The 18,442-nt window shown below is 71.7% G+C and carries 15 protein-coding genes and 1 riboswitch; of the genes, 5 read left to right on the forward strand and 10 right to left on the reverse strand.

The window, feature by feature from the left end; genetic code table 11:
- Positions 1-80: 80 nt before the first annotated feature.
- Positions 81-1,352 carry an MFS transporter gene (locus OG698_RS15075; protein WP_399967283.1) on the forward strand — a complete coding sequence of 424 codons (1,272 nt, stop codon included), beginning with the start codon at positions 81-83 and terminating at the stop codon, positions 1,350-1,352.
- Positions 1,279-2,640 carry a D-arabinono-1,4-lactone oxidase gene (locus OG698_RS15080; protein WP_406103500.1) on the forward strand — a complete coding sequence of 454 codons (1,362 nt, stop codon included), beginning with the start codon at positions 1,279-1,281 and terminating at the stop codon, positions 2,638-2,640. The genes OG698_RS15075 and OG698_RS15080 overlap by 74 nt, the downstream gene beginning before the upstream one ends.
- Positions 2,641-2,646: 6 nt before the next feature.
- On the opposite strand, the gene OG698_RS15085 is transcribed toward OG698_RS15080, so the two are convergent.
- Positions 2,647-3,840, reverse strand: coding sequence for a hypothetical protein (locus tag OG698_RS15085; RefSeq protein WP_406103501.1), 1,194 nt, complete (start codon positions 3,838-3,840; stop codon positions 2,647-2,649).
- A 462-nt stretch (positions 3,841-4,302) separates the two neighbouring features.
- Here OG698_RS15085 and sepH point away from each other — a divergent pair, with 462 nt between their 5' ends.
- Complete coding sequence (gene sepH, locus OG698_RS15090) at positions 4,303-5,373, forward strand: septation protein SepH (protein WP_399967277.1); 1,071 nt, start codon at positions 4,303-4,305, stop codon at positions 5,371-5,373.
- Positions 5,374-5,443: 70 nt separating this feature from the next.
- Here sepH and OG698_RS15095 read toward each other — a convergent pair whose 3' ends face one another.
- On the reverse strand, positions 5,444-6,298 hold the full coding sequence (locus OG698_RS15095) for a sulfurtransferase (protein ID WP_406103502.1): 855 nt from the start codon (positions 6,296-6,298) through the stop codon (positions 5,444-5,446).
- A gap of 250 nt (positions 6,299-6,548) precedes the next feature.
- On the opposite strand from OG698_RS15095, the gene OG698_RS15100 reads away from it, so the two are divergent.
- Positions 6,549-7,334 carry a VOC family protein gene (locus tag OG698_RS15100; protein WP_406103503.1) on the forward strand — a complete coding sequence of 262 codons (786 nt, stop codon included), beginning with the start codon at positions 6,549-6,551 and terminating at the stop codon, positions 7,332-7,334.
- Between the two features lie 78 nt (positions 7,335-7,412).
- Here the strand turns inward: OG698_RS15100 and OG698_RS15105 are convergent, their stop codons facing one another.
- From OG698_RS15105 to OG698_RS15120, 4 genes are all read right to left on the reverse strand, one after another.
- A complete protein-coding gene (locus OG698_RS15105) occupies positions 7,413-8,063 on the reverse strand; it encodes a thymidine kinase (RefSeq protein ID WP_326773743.1) in 651 nt (216 codons plus the stop codon).
- A 37-nt stretch (positions 8,064-8,100) separates the two neighbouring features.
- The gene (locus OG698_RS15110; RefSeq protein WP_100591154.1) at positions 8,101-9,288 is read right to left on the reverse strand and encodes an alkaline phosphatase family protein; all 1,188 of its coding nucleotides are present in this window, start codon (positions 9,286-9,288) and stop codon (positions 8,101-8,103) included.
- Positions 9,288-9,875, reverse strand: coding sequence for a DUF5998 family protein (locus tag OG698_RS15115; protein WP_326773745.1), 588 nt, complete (start codon positions 9,873-9,875; stop codon positions 9,288-9,290). The genes OG698_RS15110 and OG698_RS15115 overlap by 1 nt, the downstream gene beginning before the upstream one ends.
- 93 nt (positions 9,876-9,968) lie before the next feature.
- A complete protein-coding gene (locus tag OG698_RS15120) occupies positions 9,969-12,791 on the reverse strand; it encodes a GNAT family N-acetyltransferase (protein ID WP_406103504.1) in 2,823 nt (940 codons plus the stop codon).
- A gap of 177 nt (positions 12,792-12,968) precedes the next feature.
- Here OG698_RS15120 and OG698_RS15125 point away from each other — a divergent pair, with 177 nt between their 5' ends.
- Entirely contained in the window at positions 12,969-13,250 is a 282-nt protein-coding gene (locus tag OG698_RS15125; RefSeq protein WP_329569543.1) for an HPr family phosphocarrier protein, read from the forward strand.
- A gap of 193 nt (positions 13,251-13,443) precedes the next feature.
- On the opposite strand, the gene OG698_RS15130 is transcribed toward OG698_RS15125, so the two are convergent.
- The 4 genes from OG698_RS15130 to OG698_RS15145 all read right to left on the reverse strand — a co-directional run bounded on the left by OG698_RS15130 (position 13,444) and on the right by OG698_RS15145 (position 18,341).
- Positions 13,444-14,130: a GntR family transcriptional regulator gene (locus OG698_RS15130; RefSeq protein ID WP_406103505.1), complete on the reverse strand. Its 687-nt coding sequence runs from the start codon at positions 14,128-14,130 to the stop codon at positions 13,444-13,446.
- A 261-nt stretch (positions 14,131-14,391) separates the two neighbouring features.
- Complete coding sequence (locus OG698_RS15135; RefSeq protein WP_406103506.1) at positions 14,392-15,177, reverse strand: M23 family metallopeptidase; 786 nt, start codon at positions 15,175-15,177, stop codon at positions 14,392-14,394.
- Between the two features lie 13 nt (positions 15,178-15,190).
- Positions 15,191-15,347, reverse strand: a riboswitch (cyclic di-AMP (ydaO/yuaA leader).
- A 196-nt stretch (positions 15,348-15,543) separates the two neighbouring features.
- Positions 15,544-16,929: a M16 family metallopeptidase gene (locus tag OG698_RS15140; protein WP_406103507.1), complete on the reverse strand. Its 1,386-nt coding sequence runs from the start codon at positions 16,927-16,929 to the stop codon at positions 15,544-15,546.
- Positions 16,926-18,341: a M16 family metallopeptidase gene (locus OG698_RS15145; RefSeq protein WP_406103508.1), complete on the reverse strand. Its 1,416-nt coding sequence runs from the start codon at positions 18,339-18,341 to the stop codon at positions 16,926-16,928. Before OG698_RS15145 ends, OG698_RS15140 begins: the two co-directional genes overlap by 4 nt.
- Positions 18,342-18,442: the final 101 nt, after the last annotated feature.

Genomic DNA, 18,442 nt, shown 5'->3' on the forward strand with positions numbered 1-18,442 from the left:
ACAGGCGGAAAACGGGCATGCCCGCAAGCCCCGGGACCCGTAAGCTGTCTTGGCCACCTACGCGCCTTACCGGAGTCGACTTGCCCAGCCCCTACCGCGCCATTTTCGCCCTGCCTGGCACCAAGAGCTTCTCGGTCGCCGGGTTCCTGGGCCGGATGCCCCTGTCGATGATGGGCATCGGGATCGTCACGATGGTCTCCCAGCTGACCGGCCGATACGGGCTCGCGGGTGCCCTGTCCGCCACCGTGGCGCTCTCGGCGGCGGCCATCGGCCCGCAGATCTCACGCCTCGTCGACCGCCACGGACAACGCCGTGTGCTGCGGCCCGCGGCCCTGGTGTCGCTGGTCGCGGTCGCCGGTCTGCTGCTGTGCGCGAAGTTCGAGGCGCCGGACTGGACGCTGTTCGCCTTCAGCGCCCTGATCGGCTGTGTGCCGAGCGTCGGCTCGATGGTCCGGGCGCGCTGGGCGGCCCTCTACAGGGACACCCCTCAGCTGCACACCGCGTACTCCTTCGAGTCCGTCATCGACGAGGTGTGCTTCATCTTCGGGCCGATCATCTCGATCGGTCTGTCGACGGCATGGTTCCCGGAGGCGGGGCCCCTGCTCGCGGGCGGCTTCCTCGCTGCCGGGGTCTTCTGGCTGACCGCGCAGCGCTCGACCGAGCCGGTGCCGCACCCGCGCGGACAGCACTCCGGGGGGTCCGCCCTGAGGTCGCGCGGTCTTCAGGTCCTGGTGGCCACGTTCGTCGCGACGGGCACGATCTTCGGTGCGGTGGACGTGGTGACCGTCGCGTTCGCCGAGGACGAGGGCCACAAGGCGGCGGCCAGTCTCGTGCTCGCGGTGTATGCGGCGGGTTCCTGCGCCGCCGGAGCGGTCTTCGGGCTGCTGCACTTCAAGGGAGCGCCCGCGCGCAGGTGGCTGGTCGGTGTCTGCACGACGGCCGTGAGTATGATCCCCCTCCTACTGGTCGGGAACCTTCCGTTTCTGGCCGTGGCGCTCTTTGTCGCGGGCCTGTCCATCGCACCGACGATGATCACGACGATGGCCCTCGTCGAGCAGCACGTACCACGCGCGAAACTGACCGAGGGCATGACCTGGGTGAGCACCGGACTCGCGGTCGGTGTCGCGCTCGGCTCCTCCGCGGCCGGCTGGGTGATCGACGCCGCCGGTGCGAAGGCCGGGTACGGGGTTCCGGCCGTGGCCGGCGCCGTCGCGGTGGCGGTCGGGTTCCTGGGGTACCGCCGGCTGAAGCAGCCGGTGCCGCAGCGGGGAGGAACCAATGAGTACGGGGAACTCGGGCAGCGACACGACGAACGCCCGGCAGGCCAGGACACGGAACGAACCGTGGCGTAACTGGGCGGGGAACGTCACCGCGCGGCCGGTCCGCGAGGTGACGCCCGCGTCGGTGGAGGAGCTGTCGGCGGCCGTCCGCGCGGCGGCCGATGACGGCCTCAAGGTGAAGGCCGTCGGTACGGGGCACTCGTTCACCGCGGCGGCGGCCACCGACGGTGTGTTGATACGCCCTCAACTGTTGACCGGCATCCGCAACATCGACCGCGACGCCGGCACTGTCACGGTGGAGGCCGGCACCCCGCTCAAGAGGCTCAACCTCGCCCTGGCCCGCGAGGGCCTGTCGCTCACGAACATGGGCGACATCATGGAGCAGACCGTCTCGGGCGCCACCAGCACGGGCACGCACGGCACGGGCCGCGAATCGGCGTCCATATCCGCGCAGATCAAGGGCCTCGAACTGGTCACCGCCGACGGCACGGTCCTCACGTGCTCGGAGAAGGGGACCGCAGAAGAACGCGCGGTCTTCGCGGCCGCACGGCTCGGACTCGGCGCCCTAGGCATCATCACGGCGATCACGTTCGCCGTGGAGCCGATCTTCCTGCTCACCGCCCGCGAGGAGCCGATGACCTTCGACAGGGTCACGAGCGACTTCGACGCGCTGTACGCGGAGAACGAGCACTTCGAGTTCTACTGGTTCCCGCACACGGGCAACTGCAACACCAAGCGCAACAACCGCAGCGCCGGCCCGGAAGCCCCTGTCAGCAGGTTCAGCAGCTTCCTCGAGGACGAGCTCCTGTCGAACGGCCTCTTCCAGGCGGTCAATTCACTCGGCCGCGCGGTCCCCTCGACGATCCCGTCGATCGCCAAGATCTCCAGCCGCGCGCTCTCCGCCCGCACCTACACGGACATCCCCTACAAGGTCTTCACGTCCCCGCGCCGCGTCCGCTTCGTGGAGATGGAGTACGCCGTCCCACGGGCGGCCCTCGTCGAGACGCTGCGTGAGCTGAAGACCATGGTCGAGCGCTCGAACCTGCGCATCAGCTTCCCGGTCGAGGTCCGCACGGCCCCCGCGGACGACATCACGCTCTCCACGGCGTCCGGCCGGGAGAGCGCGTACATCGCCGTCCACATGTACAAGGGCACCCCGTACCAGGCCTACTTCACGGCGGCCGAGCGCATCTTCACCGCGCACGAGGGCCGGCCGCACTGGGGCAAGGTGCACACGCGCGACGCGGGCTACTTCTCGACGGTCTATCCGCGCTTCGGCGAGTTCACGGAGCTGCGCGACCGTCTCGACCCGGACCGCCTGTTCGCCAACGACTATCTGCGCCGGGTCATCGGCGACTGACCTCGCTCATCCCTCGGGCGTCTCGTCCTGCTGCTGCGGCACGTCAGCTCCGTCGCTGCTCTCCGAGGTGCTCGGAGAGGGCGTCGGGGTAGGCGTCGGCGTGGACTTGTCCCCGCCGGTCCCGGAACCGCTGCCCGAGCCGTTGTCGTGACCGGTGTCGGAGCCCTCGCTCGCGCTGGGCGTGGGCGTGGGCTGCTCGGTGTCGCCCTTCTGCCTCCCGTCCCCGTCCTGCGGCGTGCCGCTCTGCGTCCCGGAACTGCTGCTGTCCGACGGCTCCTGCGAGGTGCTCGGCACGGGGGTGTGGTCGTTACGGGACGGGTGGCCGCCTCCGCCGGTGAAGGCCTCGCGGAGCGTGGTCCGCTGCCCGTCACCGCTGAAACTCTGCCCCGAGGCGAGTTCGTACGTCGTGATGCCGCCCATCGTCACTCCGAAGACCACGGCAGCGGCGACGAGGGGCCGCTTCCAGCTCCGCACACGCGCGCGATGCGTGGTCCCTTCGGTGAACTCGTCGCCCAAGTCGCCCGGCGGAGGCGGCAGTTCCGGCCTGACGGGCCCGACCCCTCCCCCGTCCGCCGGTGCGGCACGCAGCACGCGCGTGGCGTCGTCCACGACACCGGGACCGGCTCCGGCCCCGACCCTCAGCAACTGGGTCTTCTCCGCGGCGGCACCACCGGCCGTCAGAAGCTGCGTCCGATCCGGATCGCCGGCATCCGCCGTGAGGAGCTGCGTCCGCTCGGCGTCCAGCGCCGGGAGGACAGTCGTCGCGTCGGCACCCTGTGCCGATGCGCCGCCCATCCCCCACGACGTGGTCCTCGGCAGCACGTCCGTCCGCATCGCCGCCGTGGCCGCGGGCGGCGTCACGGAGGCGGGGACCATGTCGGACCGGAAGGTCTCCGGCACCGGACGCCCGTCGCCCGTCACCGGGGTCTGCCGGCCCTTCGGTATCGCCTGGCCCGCGACGTCACGTATCTGCTCGCCCGTGCGCCGGAAGAAGTGCTGGAAGAGCGAGCCACCGCAAGTGGCCAGCGCGCTCACCACGCCCGCGCCCACGATCGTCCCGTACACACCGAGCCCGGCGGCCAGCTTGGCAGCCACCACGGCGGCCACGGCGCTGCCCGCCACCTGCGGCACACTCAGGTCGAGCCGCTTCCCCTTGGGCTTTTCCTGTGCATCCTGGGAGGTTTCCGGCTTCTCGCCCATCTCCGACCCTTGCCTGCCTTTCTCGACTTACTTCACGAGAAAGGGACGGATGGACGAAGTGATTGGTTCCGTTTCTGGGGATTCCGTGAAGCACGCCACGTCCATGAACCCCGAACGAGGGACACCCCGCACCCAACTCCCGTCCCCCATGAGAACTTCGATGGCGTGCCGGTCCACCCGAGTGGCCCGAATGGAGTACCGTTGCGAGCCCTGGGTCCGGTCTCCCGTCAGGGTGCCCGGGGCCTTCCAGGACCGCCGGGAGGGGGTTCGTTGCACAGGGTGACGAGCTCGGTCACTTAGCGTTGCGAACAGGTAACCGTGCCATAACGGCGATCCAGGGCCCATGCCCGACACGCCGGGCAACTCGGCAAGGTTGTGGCAGGCTGCACCCGGGCAGGCCACACTCGACTAGCGGAAGCAGCGACGCACGTGACGTCGGCAGGCACCACCCGGGAGGTCCCCATGCCCGAACTGCGTGTCGTGGCCGTCTCTAACGACGGCACACGGCTGGTGCTGAAGGCTGCGGACAGCACGGAGTACACGCTTCCGATCGATGAGCGCCTCCGGGCCGCCGTGCGCGGCGACCGTCCGCGCCTCGGCCAGATCGAGATCGAGGTGGAGAGCCATCTCCGCCCCCGCGACATTCAGGCGCGTATACGTGCCGGTGCCTCCGCCGAGGAGGTGGCCCAGCTCGCCGGCATCCCCGTCGACCGCGTCCGCCGCTTCGAGGGCCCTGTCCTCGCGGAGCGCGCCTTCATGGCCGAGCGGGCCAGGAAGACCCCCGTACGCCGTCCCGGCGAGAACGCGGGCCCCCAGCTCGGCGAGGCGGTGCAGGAGCGTCTGCTGCTGCGCGGCGCCGACAAGGAGACCGTCCAGTGGGACTCGTGGCGCCGCGACGACGGCACCTGGGAGGTCCTGCTCGTCTACCTGGTCGCGGGTGAGCCGCACTCGGCGAGCTGGACGTACGACCCGCCCCGGCGGCTCGTCCAGGCCGTCGACGACGAGGCGCGCTCGCTCATCGGCGAGACCGACGACATCGCCGCGCCGGAACCCAGCTTTCCGTTCGTGCCGCGCATCGCGAGGCTGCCCCGCGACCGCCCGCTCGACCGGGCCCTCGACCGGCAGTTGGAGCGCCCCCTGCCGCCGGCCCCCGCACCGGAGATCACCGAGGAGAGCCCGGCGGCCGTCTCCGCCGCCGAGCGTGACTCGCTGACCAGCCTTCTGGAAGCCGTACCCAGCTACCGGGGCGACATCGTGGTCCCCGAGCGCCCCACGGTGCCCGCACCCGATCCCGTCACGGACGAGCCGGAGCCCGCCGAGGCGGAGGAGCCCCCGGCGCCCGCCGCGTCCGCGGGAGCGGGTTCCGCCTACGCGGACGTCCTCATGCCGCGCAGCGTCGCGGGACACCGGGACCGTCTCACCGGCACCACCGACCGCCAGGCCGAGGCCGACGGGGTCCGTCCCGGACGGCGCGCGGCCGTGCCGAGCTGGGACGAGATCGTCTTCGGCACGCGCCGCAAGAAGCAGGACTAGCCGCAGACGGCACGCAGAAGAGGCCCGCGCCGATCGGCGCGGGCCTCTCGCGCACTCACCTGCCGAAGCCCTACTGAGGCTCCTGGCCGGTCGCCACGGGGCGTGACTCGTCCGAGGACCACTCGGACCACGAACCGACGTACAGCGCCGCGTCGATGCCCGCCACCGCGAGGGCGAGCACCTCGTGGGCGCCCGAGACGCCGGAGCCGCAGTACACGCCGACCTCGCCCGAATCCCCGGACGCGCCAAGGGACTTGAAGCGGGAGGCGAGCGCGTCGGCGGGCAGGAAACGGCCGTCCTGCGCCACGTTCTCCGACGTCGGCGCGGACACCGCGCCCGGGATGTGACCGCCGACGCGGTCGATCGGCTCCACGTCGCCCCGGTAACGCTCGGCGGCGCGGGCGTCGAGCAGGGTCCCCGAGCGCGCCAGCGCGGCCGCGCCGTCGGCGTCCAGGAGCCCCACTGCGCCCGGCGCGGGCTCGAACGTGCCCGGCGCGGGCGACGGCACCACGGTCTCCAGCGGGCCCTCCCACGCGCCGAGACCGCCGTCGAGAACTCGCACGGACGGGTGACCCGTCCAGCGCAGCATCCACCAGGTGCGCGCGGCGGCCCAGCCCTGCCCGCCGTCGTACACGACCACGTCCCGGTCGGCCGACACGCCGGCCCGCCGCATCACGGCGCCGAAGGACGCCACATCCGGGAGGGGGTGCCGACCTGTCGCTCCGGCCGGTCCCGCGAGGTCGGCGTCGAGGTCGACGTAGACCGCGCCGGGGATGTGTCCGGCCTCGTATGCGGCCCGTCCGTCGAAGGCCGGGGCGCCCGCCGCCTTGGCCACGCTCAGCTGCCAGCGGATGTCGAGGATGGTCGGCGGGGCCCCACCGGCCAACTCGCTCGCGAGTTCGATTGCGGAGATGATGGCATTCATGAGGGCCATCCTTGCTCATGCTCTGGCCCGAGCGCCGTCGGTCGGCTAGCGTGCACGATCGACTACCGAGCGTTGACCGACCGGACATCGCGAGGCCGTGGCGCGGCAATGGATGCGGACATCTCACCGGGCATCCTCGTGCGAGGATCCGGCCGTGGCGGCGCGGCCGATGGGCGTCGTGCGGCACGGAGTGCCACCATCAGCTCGGGCGCGTTGCGACACGTGATTTTGTTCCGAGGAGAGAGTGACGATGACCGAGGCAGCAGCCAGGCGCGCGCCGGGCACCCCGTGCTGGGTGAGTCTCATGGTGCACGGCATGGCGGCGACCCAGGAGTTCTACGCGGCGTTGTTCGGCTGGGAGTTCCGGCCGGGACCGCAGCAGCTCGGCCCCTACGTGCGGGCCCTGCTCGACGGTCATGAGGTGGCCGGGATCGGGCAGATGCCGCCCGACCGCCATCTGCCCGTCGCCTGGACCCCGTACCTCGCCTCGGACGACGTGGACGCCACGGCCGAAAGCATCCGCCACTGCGGCGGCACCGTCGGCGTCGGCCCGCTCGACGCCGGGGAGGCGGGCCGGATGGCCATCGCCTCGGACCCGGCGGGCGCCGTGTTCGGCGTCTGGCAGGCGGCGGAGCATCTGGGGATGGCGCTCACCGGGGTGCCGGGGGCGCCGGCGTGGAACGAGCTGGTGACGCAGGAGACGGCGAGCGTCGCCAAGTTCTACGAGGTGACCTTCGGCTACGAGGAAGAGGCCGTCGTCTCCGCCGACTTCGACTATCTGACGCTGCACCTCAACGGCAGCCCGGTGGCATCGGTGCACGGCGTGGGCCAGGCGCTCCCCCGCGACCGGGGCGCGCACTGGATGACGTACTTCGAGGTGGCTGACGTCGACGAGTCGGTGTCCCTGGTCGAGGAGCTCGGCGGCCACGTCCTGAAGCCCGCACGCGACGGCTCCCAGGGCCGCCTGGCGACGGTCGCGGACCCGGAGGGCGCGGTGTTCACCCTCGTACGGTCAGCGCCGCGCGAGACGGACTAGGGTCTCGCGTTCGGATCGAGCCCGGCATGATCCGAACGAGAGGCCCCAGGGTCTCCTGAAACGGATGCCTGCGACAGCTCAGGCCGAGGCGACGGGCAGAACTTCGGGTGACAGGGCCGCCGCGTGCGCGGTGGCGCTTGTCAGTTGCTTGCGGTGGTGGCGTCGGCAGAGGACCTCGTAGCCGACCTCGTCGTCGCTCCGGTCGACGTCGCCGACGACGACCTGGGCGCCCTCGACGACCATCCGCCCGCCCACCGTGCGGGCGTTGTGCGTGGCGCGGGCGCCGCACCAGCACAGGGCCTCGACCTGGAGGACCTCGACGCGGTCGGCGAGTTCGACCAGGCGCTGGGAGCCGGGGAACAGCTTGGACCGGAAGTCGGTCGTGATGCCGAAGGCGTAGACGTCGAGGCCGAGGTCGTCGACGACGCGGGCGAGCTGGTCGATCTGGTCGGGCGCGAGGAACTGCGCCTCGTCCGCGATGACGTAGTCCACGCGGCCGCCCTGGGACAGCTGGTCTACGACGTACGCGTACACGTCGAGGTCGTCGGCCACCTCGACGGCGTCGGTGACGAGGCCGAGGCGCGAGGAGAGCTTGCCCTCGCCGGCCCGGTCGTCGCGCGTGAGGATCATGCCCTTGAGGCCGCGTGCCGAGCGGTTGTGCTCTATCTGGAGAGCCAGGGTGCTCTTTCCGCAGTCCATCGTTCCGGAGAAGAACACGAGCTCGGGCATGGGGAGTTGAGGACCTTTCCGCGGTGGTGGGGGACGATCAGGAGCGTACTTCGAGCAGCGGTACTAGCTGCTCGGCGGGGGTCATCGAGCCGTGGTTGCCGACCATGGCCGACTCCTTGGGCTCCCGCTCCGAGGCGATGATCACCACGTCGTCGTGGGCGGCCGCGATGACGTCGCCCAGGCGCGCGTAGACCCGCTCGTCGATCTGCGGGCCGAACCAGCCGGCCTCGATCGCCTCGTCCCGGCTCGCGATCCAGAACTGCTCGCCGAGCACCTCGCGCCAGACGGTCAGGACGTCGGACTCGGCGCCCGGCACCGCGTAGACGTGGCGGGCGCGGCCCTCGCCGCCGAGGAGGGCGACGCCTGCGCGCAGCTCCCAGTCCTCGTCGAAGTCGATGCGGGACTGCTCGTCGAACGGGATGTCGATCATGCCGTGGTCGGCCGTGATGTAGAGGGCGCTGCGCGGCGGGAGCTGCTCGGCGAGGCGCTGGGCGAGGCGGTCGACGTACATGAGCTGGCCGCGCCACGGGTCGGAGTCGACGCCGAAGCGGTGACCCTTGCCGTCGACCTCGCTGTAGTACGTGTACACCAACGACCGGTCGCCGGCCGCCAGTTGCTCCGCGGCCAGGTCCATGCGGTCCTCGCCGGAGAGACGCCCGCGGAAGGTGCCGCCGCTGAGGGCGATCTTCGTGAGAGGGGTCGACTCGAACGCGGGGGCGGAGACCTGTGCGGTGTGCACCCCGGCCTCGTGGGCGCGCTGGAAGATCGTCGGGTACGGCTGCCAGACGTGCGGCTGGGTCCAGGGGATCCAGCGGAGCTGGTTCATCAGCTCGCCGGTGTCCGGGTTACGGACCGTGTAGCCGGGCAGGCCGTGTGCGCCGGGCGGCAGGCCGGTGCCGACGGAGGCGAGCGAGGTCGCGGTGGTCGCCGGGTAGCCCGCGGTGATCGGGCGGCCCGTGCCGCCGCGCGAGGACGCGAGCAGCGAGGTCAGGAACGGCGCCTCGTCGGGATGGGCCTGGAGCTGCTGCCAGCCGAGCCCGTCGATCAGGAACACGCACGCGCGGTCGGCGGGCGCGAGCTCGGGTATCGCCGGAGCGCAGTCCGGGACGCCCAGGTGGGAGCCGAGGGTGGGCAGCAGGTCGGCGAGGGAGCCGGCGCCGTACTCGGGCACGGGGGCGGACCGGACGGCGAGCGGCTCCACGTCGTCCCAGCTGGGCATGGCCATCAGCGCGCGGTCGCCGCGGTGGCCTCGGACAGGGACTGGGCGAAGGCGAGGGTCTGCCGGACGGTGTCGGGACCGTCCCCGGTCTCGCTGACGCGCAGGCTCAGGTCGTCGGCCGTCGAGCTGCCCGTGTACCCGTGGTCCGCCTCGCAGTTGGGGTCGCCGCAGGCCGCGGGCTCCAGGTCGATGCGGGCGACGGCGCCCCAGCCGATGGTCAGGACGACTTCGCGGGGCAGGGTGCCCGGAACGTACTTCTCCGGGTTGGCGACGACGCGGCTGAGCACGACCGACGAGATCCGGCCGAGCTTCACGGACTCGGTGGACGTCGTGGCGTACGGCGTCGGCGACGTGTTGTCGGCGGCCTGCTCGTCGGTGTGGCTGACGATGAAGCGGGTGCCGGTGAGGACGAGCACGGTGACGTGCCTGCGCACCTCGTTCGAGTCGAAGGTGGTCTCCTGGTGGACCAGGTACGACCCGATGGGTTCGCCGCCGACCGCGGCCTCCACCGCCTCGGCCACGAGGGCCGGGTAGTAGCCGCTGCGCTCGATCGCCGCGCGAAGCCCTTGGGTCGTCGTACTGGTCTTGGCCATGAGACCCATCCTAAAGCCCGGCGGGGGGCTCGCGGTGCGCCTGTGGACGGGTGCGGAAATCACCCGTATGTGGGGCTCGTCTCACCGGTCTGCTCAGTACGCGGGCAGGGTGCGCGGGCCGAGGTCGTCGCGGGCGGGCGGCGGGGCGAGCCGTATCGAGGCGCCGAGGACCGACAGGCCTCTCTGGGCGACGACGACGGGCTCCAGGGAGACGGCGACGACCTCGGGGTGGTCGTCCACGAGCCGCGAGACCCGTTGCAGCACCTCTTCGAGCGCGGCCGTGTCGACGGGCGCGGAGCCGCGCCAGCCGAAGAGCAGGGGCGCGGTCTTGATGCCCCTGACGATCGACTGGGCGTCCCGGTCGGTGACCGGAATCAGCCGGTGCGCGGTGTCGCCGAGCAGCTCGGAGGCGGCGCCGGCGAGCCCGAAGGAGAGCACCGCGCCTGCGGCCGGATCGATGACCGCACGGACGACGGTGTCGACGCCTCGGGGTGCCATGGCCTGGACGACGGGCCGCAGCTCCTCGGGCTTGCCGAGCGTTTCGGACAGCTCTTCGTAGGCGCGGCGCAGCTCCTCCTCGTTCGCCAGGTCGAGGCGTACTCCTCCGAGGTCGGCGCGGTGGCGCAGGTGCGGGGCGGTCGTCTTGAGGGCGACGGGGTAGCCGAGGATGCGCCCGGCGGCGGCCGCCTCGTCGGGTCCGGGGGCGGGCAGGGTCTGCCGTACGACGATGCCGTAGCGGGCGAGGAGGGCGCGGGCGTCCTCGGGGGCGAGCTCGGCGCCGCGCGGGTCGTCGTCCTTCGCGAGGAGCGCGGTGATGAGCTCGGCGGCGCCCGTCTCGTCGATGCCGTCGTACTCGGGGACCTTGCCGGGCTCCGCGGCGTCGCGCCGCCACTGGGCGTACTTGACGGCTTCGGCGAGGGCGTGGACGGCGCGCTCGGCCGCGGGGTAGGCGGGGATGAGCGCGGGCGTGGGGGCGGGCTCGTCCGTGGGCGGGCGTCCGGCCGGGGGGCCGCCCGGGGTCTTGGCGAGCGCGCGCGGGCCGGTGCTGGTGGCCGCGGAGAGCGCCTCGGCGAGGCCGCCGAGCTCGACGTGCACGACCAGGACCGGCTTGGTGGGGGTGCCGGCGGCGGCCGAGCTGAGTGCCTCGGCGAGCGCCGCGTCCTCGGCGGTCGACTCCCCCACCGCGGGCATGGCCGTGACGACGACCGCGTCGCACTTGTCGTCCGCGAGCGCCTCCGTGAGCGCCGCGTGGAAGTCCTCGGCGGACGCCGCGGTCGTCAGGTCCCGCGGCGGCTTCGGCCGCAGGCCCTCGGCGAGGCAGACGTCGTACGTGAGGAGGCCGAGCGACTCCGAGTTCCCGAGGATCGCCACGCGGGGGCCCGGCGGGAGGGGCTGGCGGGCCAGCAGCAGGCCGGTGTCGACGAGTTCGGTGATGGTCTCCACGCGGATGACACCCGCCTGGCGCAGCAGGGCGGAGACGGTGGCGTACGGCAGGCGGGTGGCGCGGACGGCATGGCCGAGGGGCGCGATGCCACTGTGCCGGGCGCCCTGCACCACGACGAGGGGCTTCGCTGCGGCCGTGCGGCGGGCGAGGCGGGTGAACTTGCGCGGGTTGCCGATGGATTCGAGGTACATCAGGGCGACGTCCGTGTCGGGGTCGTCGTACCAGTACTGGAGTACGTCGTTCCCGGACACGTCCGCGCGGTTGCCGGCGGAGACGAACGTCGACACACCTGTCACCCCGGTCACGCCGCCGCCGCGCCGCTGGAGGCGGGCGAGCAGCGCGATACCGATGGCTCCGGACTGGGCGAACAGGCCCATGCGCCCCGCGCGCGGCATCTCGGGCGCGAGCGACGCGTTGAGCCGCACCTCGGGCGAGGTGTTGATGACGCCGAAGGCGTTCGGCCCGATGAGGCGCATGCCGTACGAGCGGGCCTGGCGCACCAGTTCTCGCTGGCGGGCGCGGCCCTCGCTGCCGGACTCGGCGTATCCGGCGGAGATCACGACGATCCCCTGCACGCCACGCTCGCCGCATTCGGCGACGACTTCGGGGACCTGCTCCGCGGGAACCGCGACGACGGCCAGGTCGACGGGCTCGGCGGCGTCGATGTCGTGGACGGAGCGGTGGGCAGGGACGCCGTCGAAGTCGCTCAGGTCGTCGGGGAACGCCTTGTTCACGGCGTGGAGGCGGCCGGTGAAGCCGGCGTCGCGGAGGTTGTCGAGGACGCTGCGGCCGACTCCGCCGGGCGTGCGGCCCACGCCGATGACGGCGACGGAGCCGGGGGCGAGGAGCCGGTGCACCGAGCGGGCCTCGGCGCGCTGCTCGCGGGCGCGCTGCACGGCGAGCGAGGCCTCGGTGGGTTCGAGGTCGAACTCCAGGCGCACGACGCCGTCCTCGAAGTGGCGCTTCTGGGTGTATCCGGCGTCCGTGAACACCTTGATCATCTTGGTGTTGGCGGGCAGCACCTCGGCGGCGAAGCGGCGGATGCCACGCTCACGGGCGACGGCGGCGATGTGCTCCAGGAGCGCGGACGCGACGCCCCTGCCCTGGTGGGCGTCCTGTACGAGGAAGGCGACCTCGGCCTCGTCGGCAGGGGCGGAGGCGGGCATTCCCTGGGCGTTGATGCGGTCGTAGCGGACGGTCGCGATGAACTCGCCGCCCACAGTCGCCGCGAGGCCCACCCGGTCCACGTAGTCGTGATGGGTGAAGCGGTGGACGTCCTTGGCGGACAGTCGCGGGTACGGCGCGAAGAAGCGGTAGTACTTCGACTCGTCGGAGACCTGCTCGTAGTAGCTCGTGAGCCGCTCGGCGTCGTCGATCGTGATGGGCCTGATGCGCGCGGTGCCGCCGTCGCGCAGCACCACGTCTGCTTCCCAGTGGGCGGGGTATGCGTGCCGGTCCGACGGGGTCTGCATGGGGCCAGCGTACGGCGCAGCGGTGACAGTCGTACGGGTCGCGGCGCGAGCGGACCGAAGGCACGCTATGAGGGCCGACGGGCGTGTGCGGGCGGTACGCAGGGCTCACATCGGGCACGTCCACCGATATGGCAGACTGGTCTAGACAACTGTGAGAATCCTGAAGGGCAGCATCACATGGCTGAGCGCCGCGTCAACGTCGGCTGGGCCGAGGGCCTTCACGCCCGCCCCGCCTCCATCTTCGTCCGCGCGGCCACGGCGGCCGGCGTCCCCGTGACGATCGCCAAGGTCGACGGCAACCCCGTCAACGCCGCGTCCATGCTCGCGGTGCTCGGCCTGGGTGCCGGCGGCGGCGAGGAGATCGTCCTGGCCTCCGACGTCGAGGGTGCGGACATCGCGCTCGACCGTCTGGCCAAGCTGGTCGCCGAGGGGCTCGAGGAGCTTCCCGAGACCGTCTAGTACGGGCCCCGGTACCGGGTCTCTCGATTCTTGGGCGCCGCCTCCTGCTCACAGAAGATCGCGCCACATAAAGGGTCTGTTCGGATTTTCCGAGCAGACCCTTTTACTTTCTGCGGCTCTGTTCTCAGAATTCCGGGGCAGCGGAAATAGAGCCCCTGGAAATGAGCCGCCCCCTTTGTATACGGCGCCTCTGTTAATGCTGAAGCCCCACCGTGTTGACGGGATGTTGCGAAGTCCTCACACGGCCACCCGGACGGGGGGCGCGCAAGCGGTGAGCGGCCGCGGCGCGCTCTGTGTGCTGCGCCGTGAGCGCCCGCGCGCGCTCCACGTCGCCGCGCGCCACGGCGTCGACGATCGCCCCGTGCTCGGCCCAGGAGTCGGCGGGCCGCGCGGGCTGCTCGACGGTGTACATCCACGCGATCTTGTGGCGGAGCTGCGTGAGCATCGTGATCAGCCCCGGGCTGCCGGACGCCTGCGCCAGCGTCTCGTGGAACCAGCTGCCCAGCGAGCGCAGATCCTCGCTCTGACCTCGCCTGGAGCGCTCCTGGCCGAGCCTGACCAGGCCCCGCAGGACCTTCAGGTGCGCCTCGGTGCGGCGCTGCGCGGCGCGGGCCGCTGCGAGCGGTTCGAGGAGCATGCGGATCTCCAGCTGGTCCGCCGCCTCCTGCGCGGAGGGTTCGGCGACGCACGCACCCGCGTGTCTGCGGGTGACGACGAAGCCCTCGGCCTCCAGCGTGCGCAACGCCTCGCGCACGGGGACGCGCGAGACGCCGTAGCGGCGGGCGAGCACCTCCTCGGTGAGTCTGCCGCCGCGCTCGTAGACACCGGAGACGATGTCGTCGCGGATCGCCGTGCATACCGAGTGCGCCGGAATGCGCATGCCCCGACCTCCGCCTTAATCCCCGCGAAACGCGGTCGATAGTCGCCCGTACAGCGCGATTGACGTCTGTTCAGCTCGCCTGTCCAGCGACTCTATTCCAGCGGGCGCGAATTTCCGACGGCAGGCCGTAATCCATGGATATTTTTTGGACACCGACGTCAGGAACAAGCGGGCCGGGAACGAGCGGATCCGGGAACGACGAATGCCCCGGCTCGGTGAGCCGGGGCATTCGGTGCGTCTTCGCGAGGTACGCGGCGAAGGTCAGACGTTCACGCCGTGGGAGCGCAGGTACGCGACGGGGTCGATGTCCGAGCCGTACTCGGGGCTCGTGCGCGCCTCGAAGTGGAGGTGCGGGCCCGTGACGTTGCCGGTCGCTCCGGAGAGACCTATCTGCTGCCCCGGGGTGACCGTCTGGCCGACGGAGACACCGATGGACGACAGGTGGCCGTACTGCGTGTACGTACCGTCGTTCATCTTGATGACGATGTTGTTGCCGTAGGCGCCGCCCCAGCCTGCCTCCACGACCGTGCCCGCGCCCACCGCGTGGACCGAGGTGCCGCTCGCGGCGTGGAAGTCGATGCCGGTGTGGCTGCCGGAGGACCACAGGCCGCTGCTGGCCTTGTACGCGGTGGACACGTACGAGCCGGTGACCGGAATGACGAAGGCGTTCAGGCGCTTGCGCTCGGCCGCACGGGCGGCGCGCTCCTTGGCCTCGCGCTCGGCCTTGGCCTTGGCGGCGGCCTTGCGCCGGTCCTCCTCGGCCTTCTTCTCGGCCTCGGCCTCCGCCTTCTTCTTCGCGGCGGCCTCGTCGGCGGCCTGCTGCTGGGCGGCGGCCTGCGCGTCGATCTGCTCCGCGAGGGAGTCACCGATGGAGATGGCCTTGGTCAGGCCGGTCTGCTCCACAGCCGCGTCGGCGGCGAGGGCGGGGGCGGCGAGGCCCCCGATGACACCGGTCGTGGTGAGCGCGGCGACGCCGGCGACCTGCGCGGTGGTGCGCGTGAGACGGCTCGGGCGACGGTGCTTCCCGGTGGCACGGGTGAACGCCATGGGGTGGCTGAGTCCTTTCCTTCCTTCTCGCCTACCGGGTTAGCTGACGGGTTCGGAGCAGGAAGGTCTCCTACGGACCCCCTTCAGGGAAGGGCGTCCGATTCACCCCAGGGACGGTGGGTCCCCGGCTCCCCCGGCTCGCGCCTTGGGGGACTCGGCGATGACTGTCCGGTGCCACGGGCGCGGCGTACATCTGGCGGACAGCCGGACCGACGCTAAGCGGGGCAACTTTCAATCAACAAACGGAACCGGGCTTTTGTAGCGCATGCCACAGGGCAGACAGGCAACCACCGGTTCAATTCGGACAAACAAGGGCCCCGGTGGTCATCTCGCCCACCGGGGCCCCTCGTTGCGCACCGGTCACGATCAGCCCGTGACGACGGTCACCTCTCCGATACCGAGCGCCCTGACGGGCTCCTCGATCTGCGCGGCGTCACCGACGAGCACCGTCACCAGACGGTCCATCGGGAAGGCGTTCACGACGGCCGCGGTGGCCTCCACGGTGCCCGTCGCGGCGAGCCGCCGGTACACCTCCGCCTGGAAGTCGTCCGGCAGGTGCTGCTCGACCTGGTCGGCGAGCGTCCCCGCGACGGCCGCGGCGGTCTCGAACTTGAGCGGGGCGACGCCCACCAAATTCTGTACAGCCACGTCCCGTTCGGCGTCGGTGAGGCCCTCCGCCGCGAGCGTGCGCAGCACCCTCCAGAGGTCGTCGAGCGCCGGACCCGTGTTCGGCGTGTCCACGGAGCCGCTGATGGCGAGCATCGCGGCGCCCGTCCCGTCCGGCGCCGAGCGCAGCACCTGGGCGAACGACCGCACGCCGTAGGTGTACCCCTTCTCCTCGCGCAGGACGCGGTCCAGGCGGGAGGTGAGGGTGCCGCCCAGGCAGTACGTGCCGAGCACCTGCGCCGGCCACACCCGGTCGTGCTTGTCCGCGCCGATGCGGCCGATCAGGATCTGCGTCTGCACCGCGCCCGGGCGGTCGACGATGACGACCCTGCCGGTGTCGTCGGCCGTCACGGGCGGTACGGGGCGCGGCTCGGCCGTGTTCCCCGTCCAGGCGCCCAGCGTGTCCGCGAGGAGGGCGTCGAGGTCGATGCCCGCGAGGTCGCCCACGACGACCGCGGTGGCCGTGGCGGGACGCACGTGCCGGTCGTAGAAGGCACGTACGGCCGCCGCGTCGACAGCCGCGACGGTCTCCTCGGTGCCCTGGCGCGGGCGGGACATGCGCGCGGCGGCCGGGAAGAGCTGCTTCGAGAGCTCCTTGGCGGCGCGGCGGCCCGGGTTCGCCGTCTCGTGCGGGATCTCGTCGAGGCGGTTGCGCACGAGGCGTTCGATCTCGCTGTCCGCGAACGCGGGCGCCCTGAGGGCGTCGGCGAGCAGGCCGAGCGCCTTCGGCAGGCGGGAGACGGGCACTTCCAGGGAGACCCGTACGCCGGGGTGGTCGGCGTGCGCGTCGAACGTCGCGCCGCAGCGCTCCAGCTCGGCGGCGAACTCCTCGGCGGCCAGCTTGTCGGTGCCTTCGGAGAAGGCCCTCGCCATGATGGTGGCGACGCCGTCGAGCCCGGCGGGCTCGGCCTCCAGGGGCGCTTCGAGGTTGATCTCGACCGCTACGACCTGCTGGCCCGGGCGGTGGCAGCGCAGCACCGTCAGGCCGTTGTCGAGGGTGCCGCGCTCGGGCGCGGGGAAGGCCCACGGCCTGGCCGTGCCGGCCTGGGGCTGCGGGTGGAAGTCCATGGTCGCGAGCTCGGTCACTTGCCGGCCTCCTTGTCTGCGGTCTCGACGGCGTCTGCGGTCTCGCCGACGGCCTCGTCCGCGGCCTCGTCCGTGATGGACGCTTCGGCGGTTTCCTCGGCCTCTTCGGGGGCCGTGGGCTCGTAGACGAGCACCGCGCGGTTGTCGGGACGCAGGTGGGCCTTGGCCACCTCCTGGACCTCCTCGGCGGTGACGTCGAGGACGCGCTGGACGGCGGTCAGGGCGAGCTGCGGGTCCCCGAACAGGACGGCGAACCTGCACAGTTCGTCGGCGCGGCCCGAGACCGTGCCGAGCCGGTCGAGCCACTCGCGCTCCAACTGGGCCTGGGCGCGCTCCATTTCCTCCGGGGTGGGCCCGTCGGCGGCGAACCGCGCGAGCTCCTCGTCGACGGCCTCCTCGATGGCCGGGACCTCGACGTCGGCGGACGTCTTCACGTCCAGCCAGCCCACGGAGGGCGCCCCCGCGAGCCGCAGGAGACCGAACCCGGCGGCGACGGCGGTCTGGTCGCGCCGTACGAGACGGTTGTAGATCCGGGACGACTCGCCGCCGCCGAGGACCGTCAGGGCCACGTCGGCCGCGTCGCACGCGCGCGTACCGTCCTGCGGCAGCCGGTAGGCGGCCATCAGCGCGCGGGCCGGGACCTCCTCCTCGATGACCTCGCGCACGCCCTCACCGATCAGGTCGGACAGGGCGCCGTCGCGCGGGGGCTGCTTGCCGTCGTGGCGCGGGATGGAGCCGAAGTACTTCTCGACCCAGGCCAGCGTCTCCTCGGGGTCGATGTCCCCGACGACCGAAAGCACGGCGTTGTTCGGCGCGTAGTACGTACGGAAGAAGTTCCGCGCGTCCTCCAGGGTGGCCGCGTCCAGGTCGGCCATGGAGCCGATGGGCGTGTGGTGGTACGGGTGGCCCTCCGGGTAGACGAGGGCGGTCAACTTCTCGAACGCGGTCCCGTACGGAACGTTGTCGTAGCGCTGGCGGCGCTCGTTCTTGACGACGTCGCGCTGGTTCTCCATCGACTCCTCGTCGAGCGCGGCGAGGAGGGAGCCCATCCGGTCGGCCTCCAGCCAGAGCGCGAGCTCCAGCTGGTGGGTCGGCATGGTCTCGAAGTAGTTGGTGCGCTCGAAACTCGTCGTCCCGTTCAGCGAGCCGCCGGCGCCCTGCACCAGCTCGAAGTGCCCGTTCCCGTGGACCTGCTTCGAGCCCTGGAACATCAGGTGCTCGAAGAGATGAGCCAGGCCCGTGCGGCCCTTGACCTCGTGGCGCGAGCCGACGTCGTACCAGAGGCAGACGGCTGCGACCGGGGTCAGGTGGTCCTCGGAGAGCACCACGCGCAGGCCGTTGGCGAGGCGGTGCTCGGTCGCTGTCAGGCCGCCGGAGCCGGCCTCGGCGGTGGCCGTGTGACCCATGGGCATGTACGTCCCTTCGATCGCTGAACTATCGCGGAAACTGCAGATGTGCTGCCAGTTCTGCCACTGTATGCAAGCGTTCTGACGCCTGGCGAAGTTCCCGCACT

The sequence above is a fragment of the Streptomyces sp. NBC_01003 genome, assembly GCF_045162695.1.
Lineage (GTDB): Bacteria > Actinomycetota > Actinomycetes > Streptomycetales > Streptomycetaceae > Streptomyces.

Bases quoted from the DNA above. Each gene is read 5' to 3' on its own strand.
- OG698_RS15115 (WP_326773745.1), bottom strand. From the start codon at position 9,875: ATGGCCAAGACCAGTACGACGACCCAAGGGCTTCGCGCGGCGATCGAG.
- OG698_RS15130 (WP_406103505.1), bottom strand. From the start codon at position 14,130: ATGCGCATTCCGGCGCACTCGGTATGCACGGCGATCCGCGACGACATC.
- OG698_RS15095 (WP_406103502.1), bottom strand. From the start codon at position 6,298: ATGAATGCCATCATCTCCGCAATCGAACTCGCGAGCGAGTTGGCCGGT.
- OG698_RS15125 (WP_329569543.1), top strand. From the start codon at position 12,969: ATGGCTGAGCGCCGCGTCAACGTCGGCTGGGCCGAGGGCCTTCACGCC.
- OG698_RS15105 (WP_326773743.1), bottom strand. From the start codon at position 8,063: ATGCCCGAGCTCGTGTTCTTCTCCGGAACGATGGACTGCGGAAAGAGC.
- OG698_RS15135 (WP_406103506.1), bottom strand. From the start codon at position 15,177: ATGGCGTTCACCCGTGCCACCGGGAAGCACCGTCGCCCGAGCCGTCTC.
- OG698_RS15085 (WP_406103501.1), bottom strand. From the start codon at position 3,840: ATGGGCGAGAAGCCGGAAACCTCCCAGGATGCACAGGAAAAGCCCAAG.
- OG698_RS15100 (WP_406103503.1), top strand. From the start codon at position 6,549: ATGACCGAGGCAGCAGCCAGGCGCGCGCCGGGCACCCCGTGCTGGGTG.
- OG698_RS15120 (WP_406103504.1), bottom strand. From the start codon at position 12,791: ATGCAGACCCCGTCGGACCGGCACGCATACCCCGCCCACTGGGAAGCA.
- sepH (WP_399967277.1), top strand. From the start codon at position 4,303: ATGCCCGAACTGCGTGTCGTGGCCGTCTCTAACGACGGCACACGGCTG.
- OG698_RS15080 (WP_406103500.1), top strand. From the start codon at position 1,279: ATGAGTACGGGGAACTCGGGCAGCGACACGACGAACGCCCGGCAGGCC.
- OG698_RS15110 (WP_100591154.1), bottom strand. From the start codon at position 9,288: ATGGCCATGCCCAGCTGGGACGACGTGGAGCCGCTCGCCGTCCGGTCC.
- OG698_RS15145 (WP_406103508.1), bottom strand. From the start codon at position 18,341: ATGCCCATGGGTCACACGGCCACCGCCGAGGCCGGCTCCGGCGGCCTG.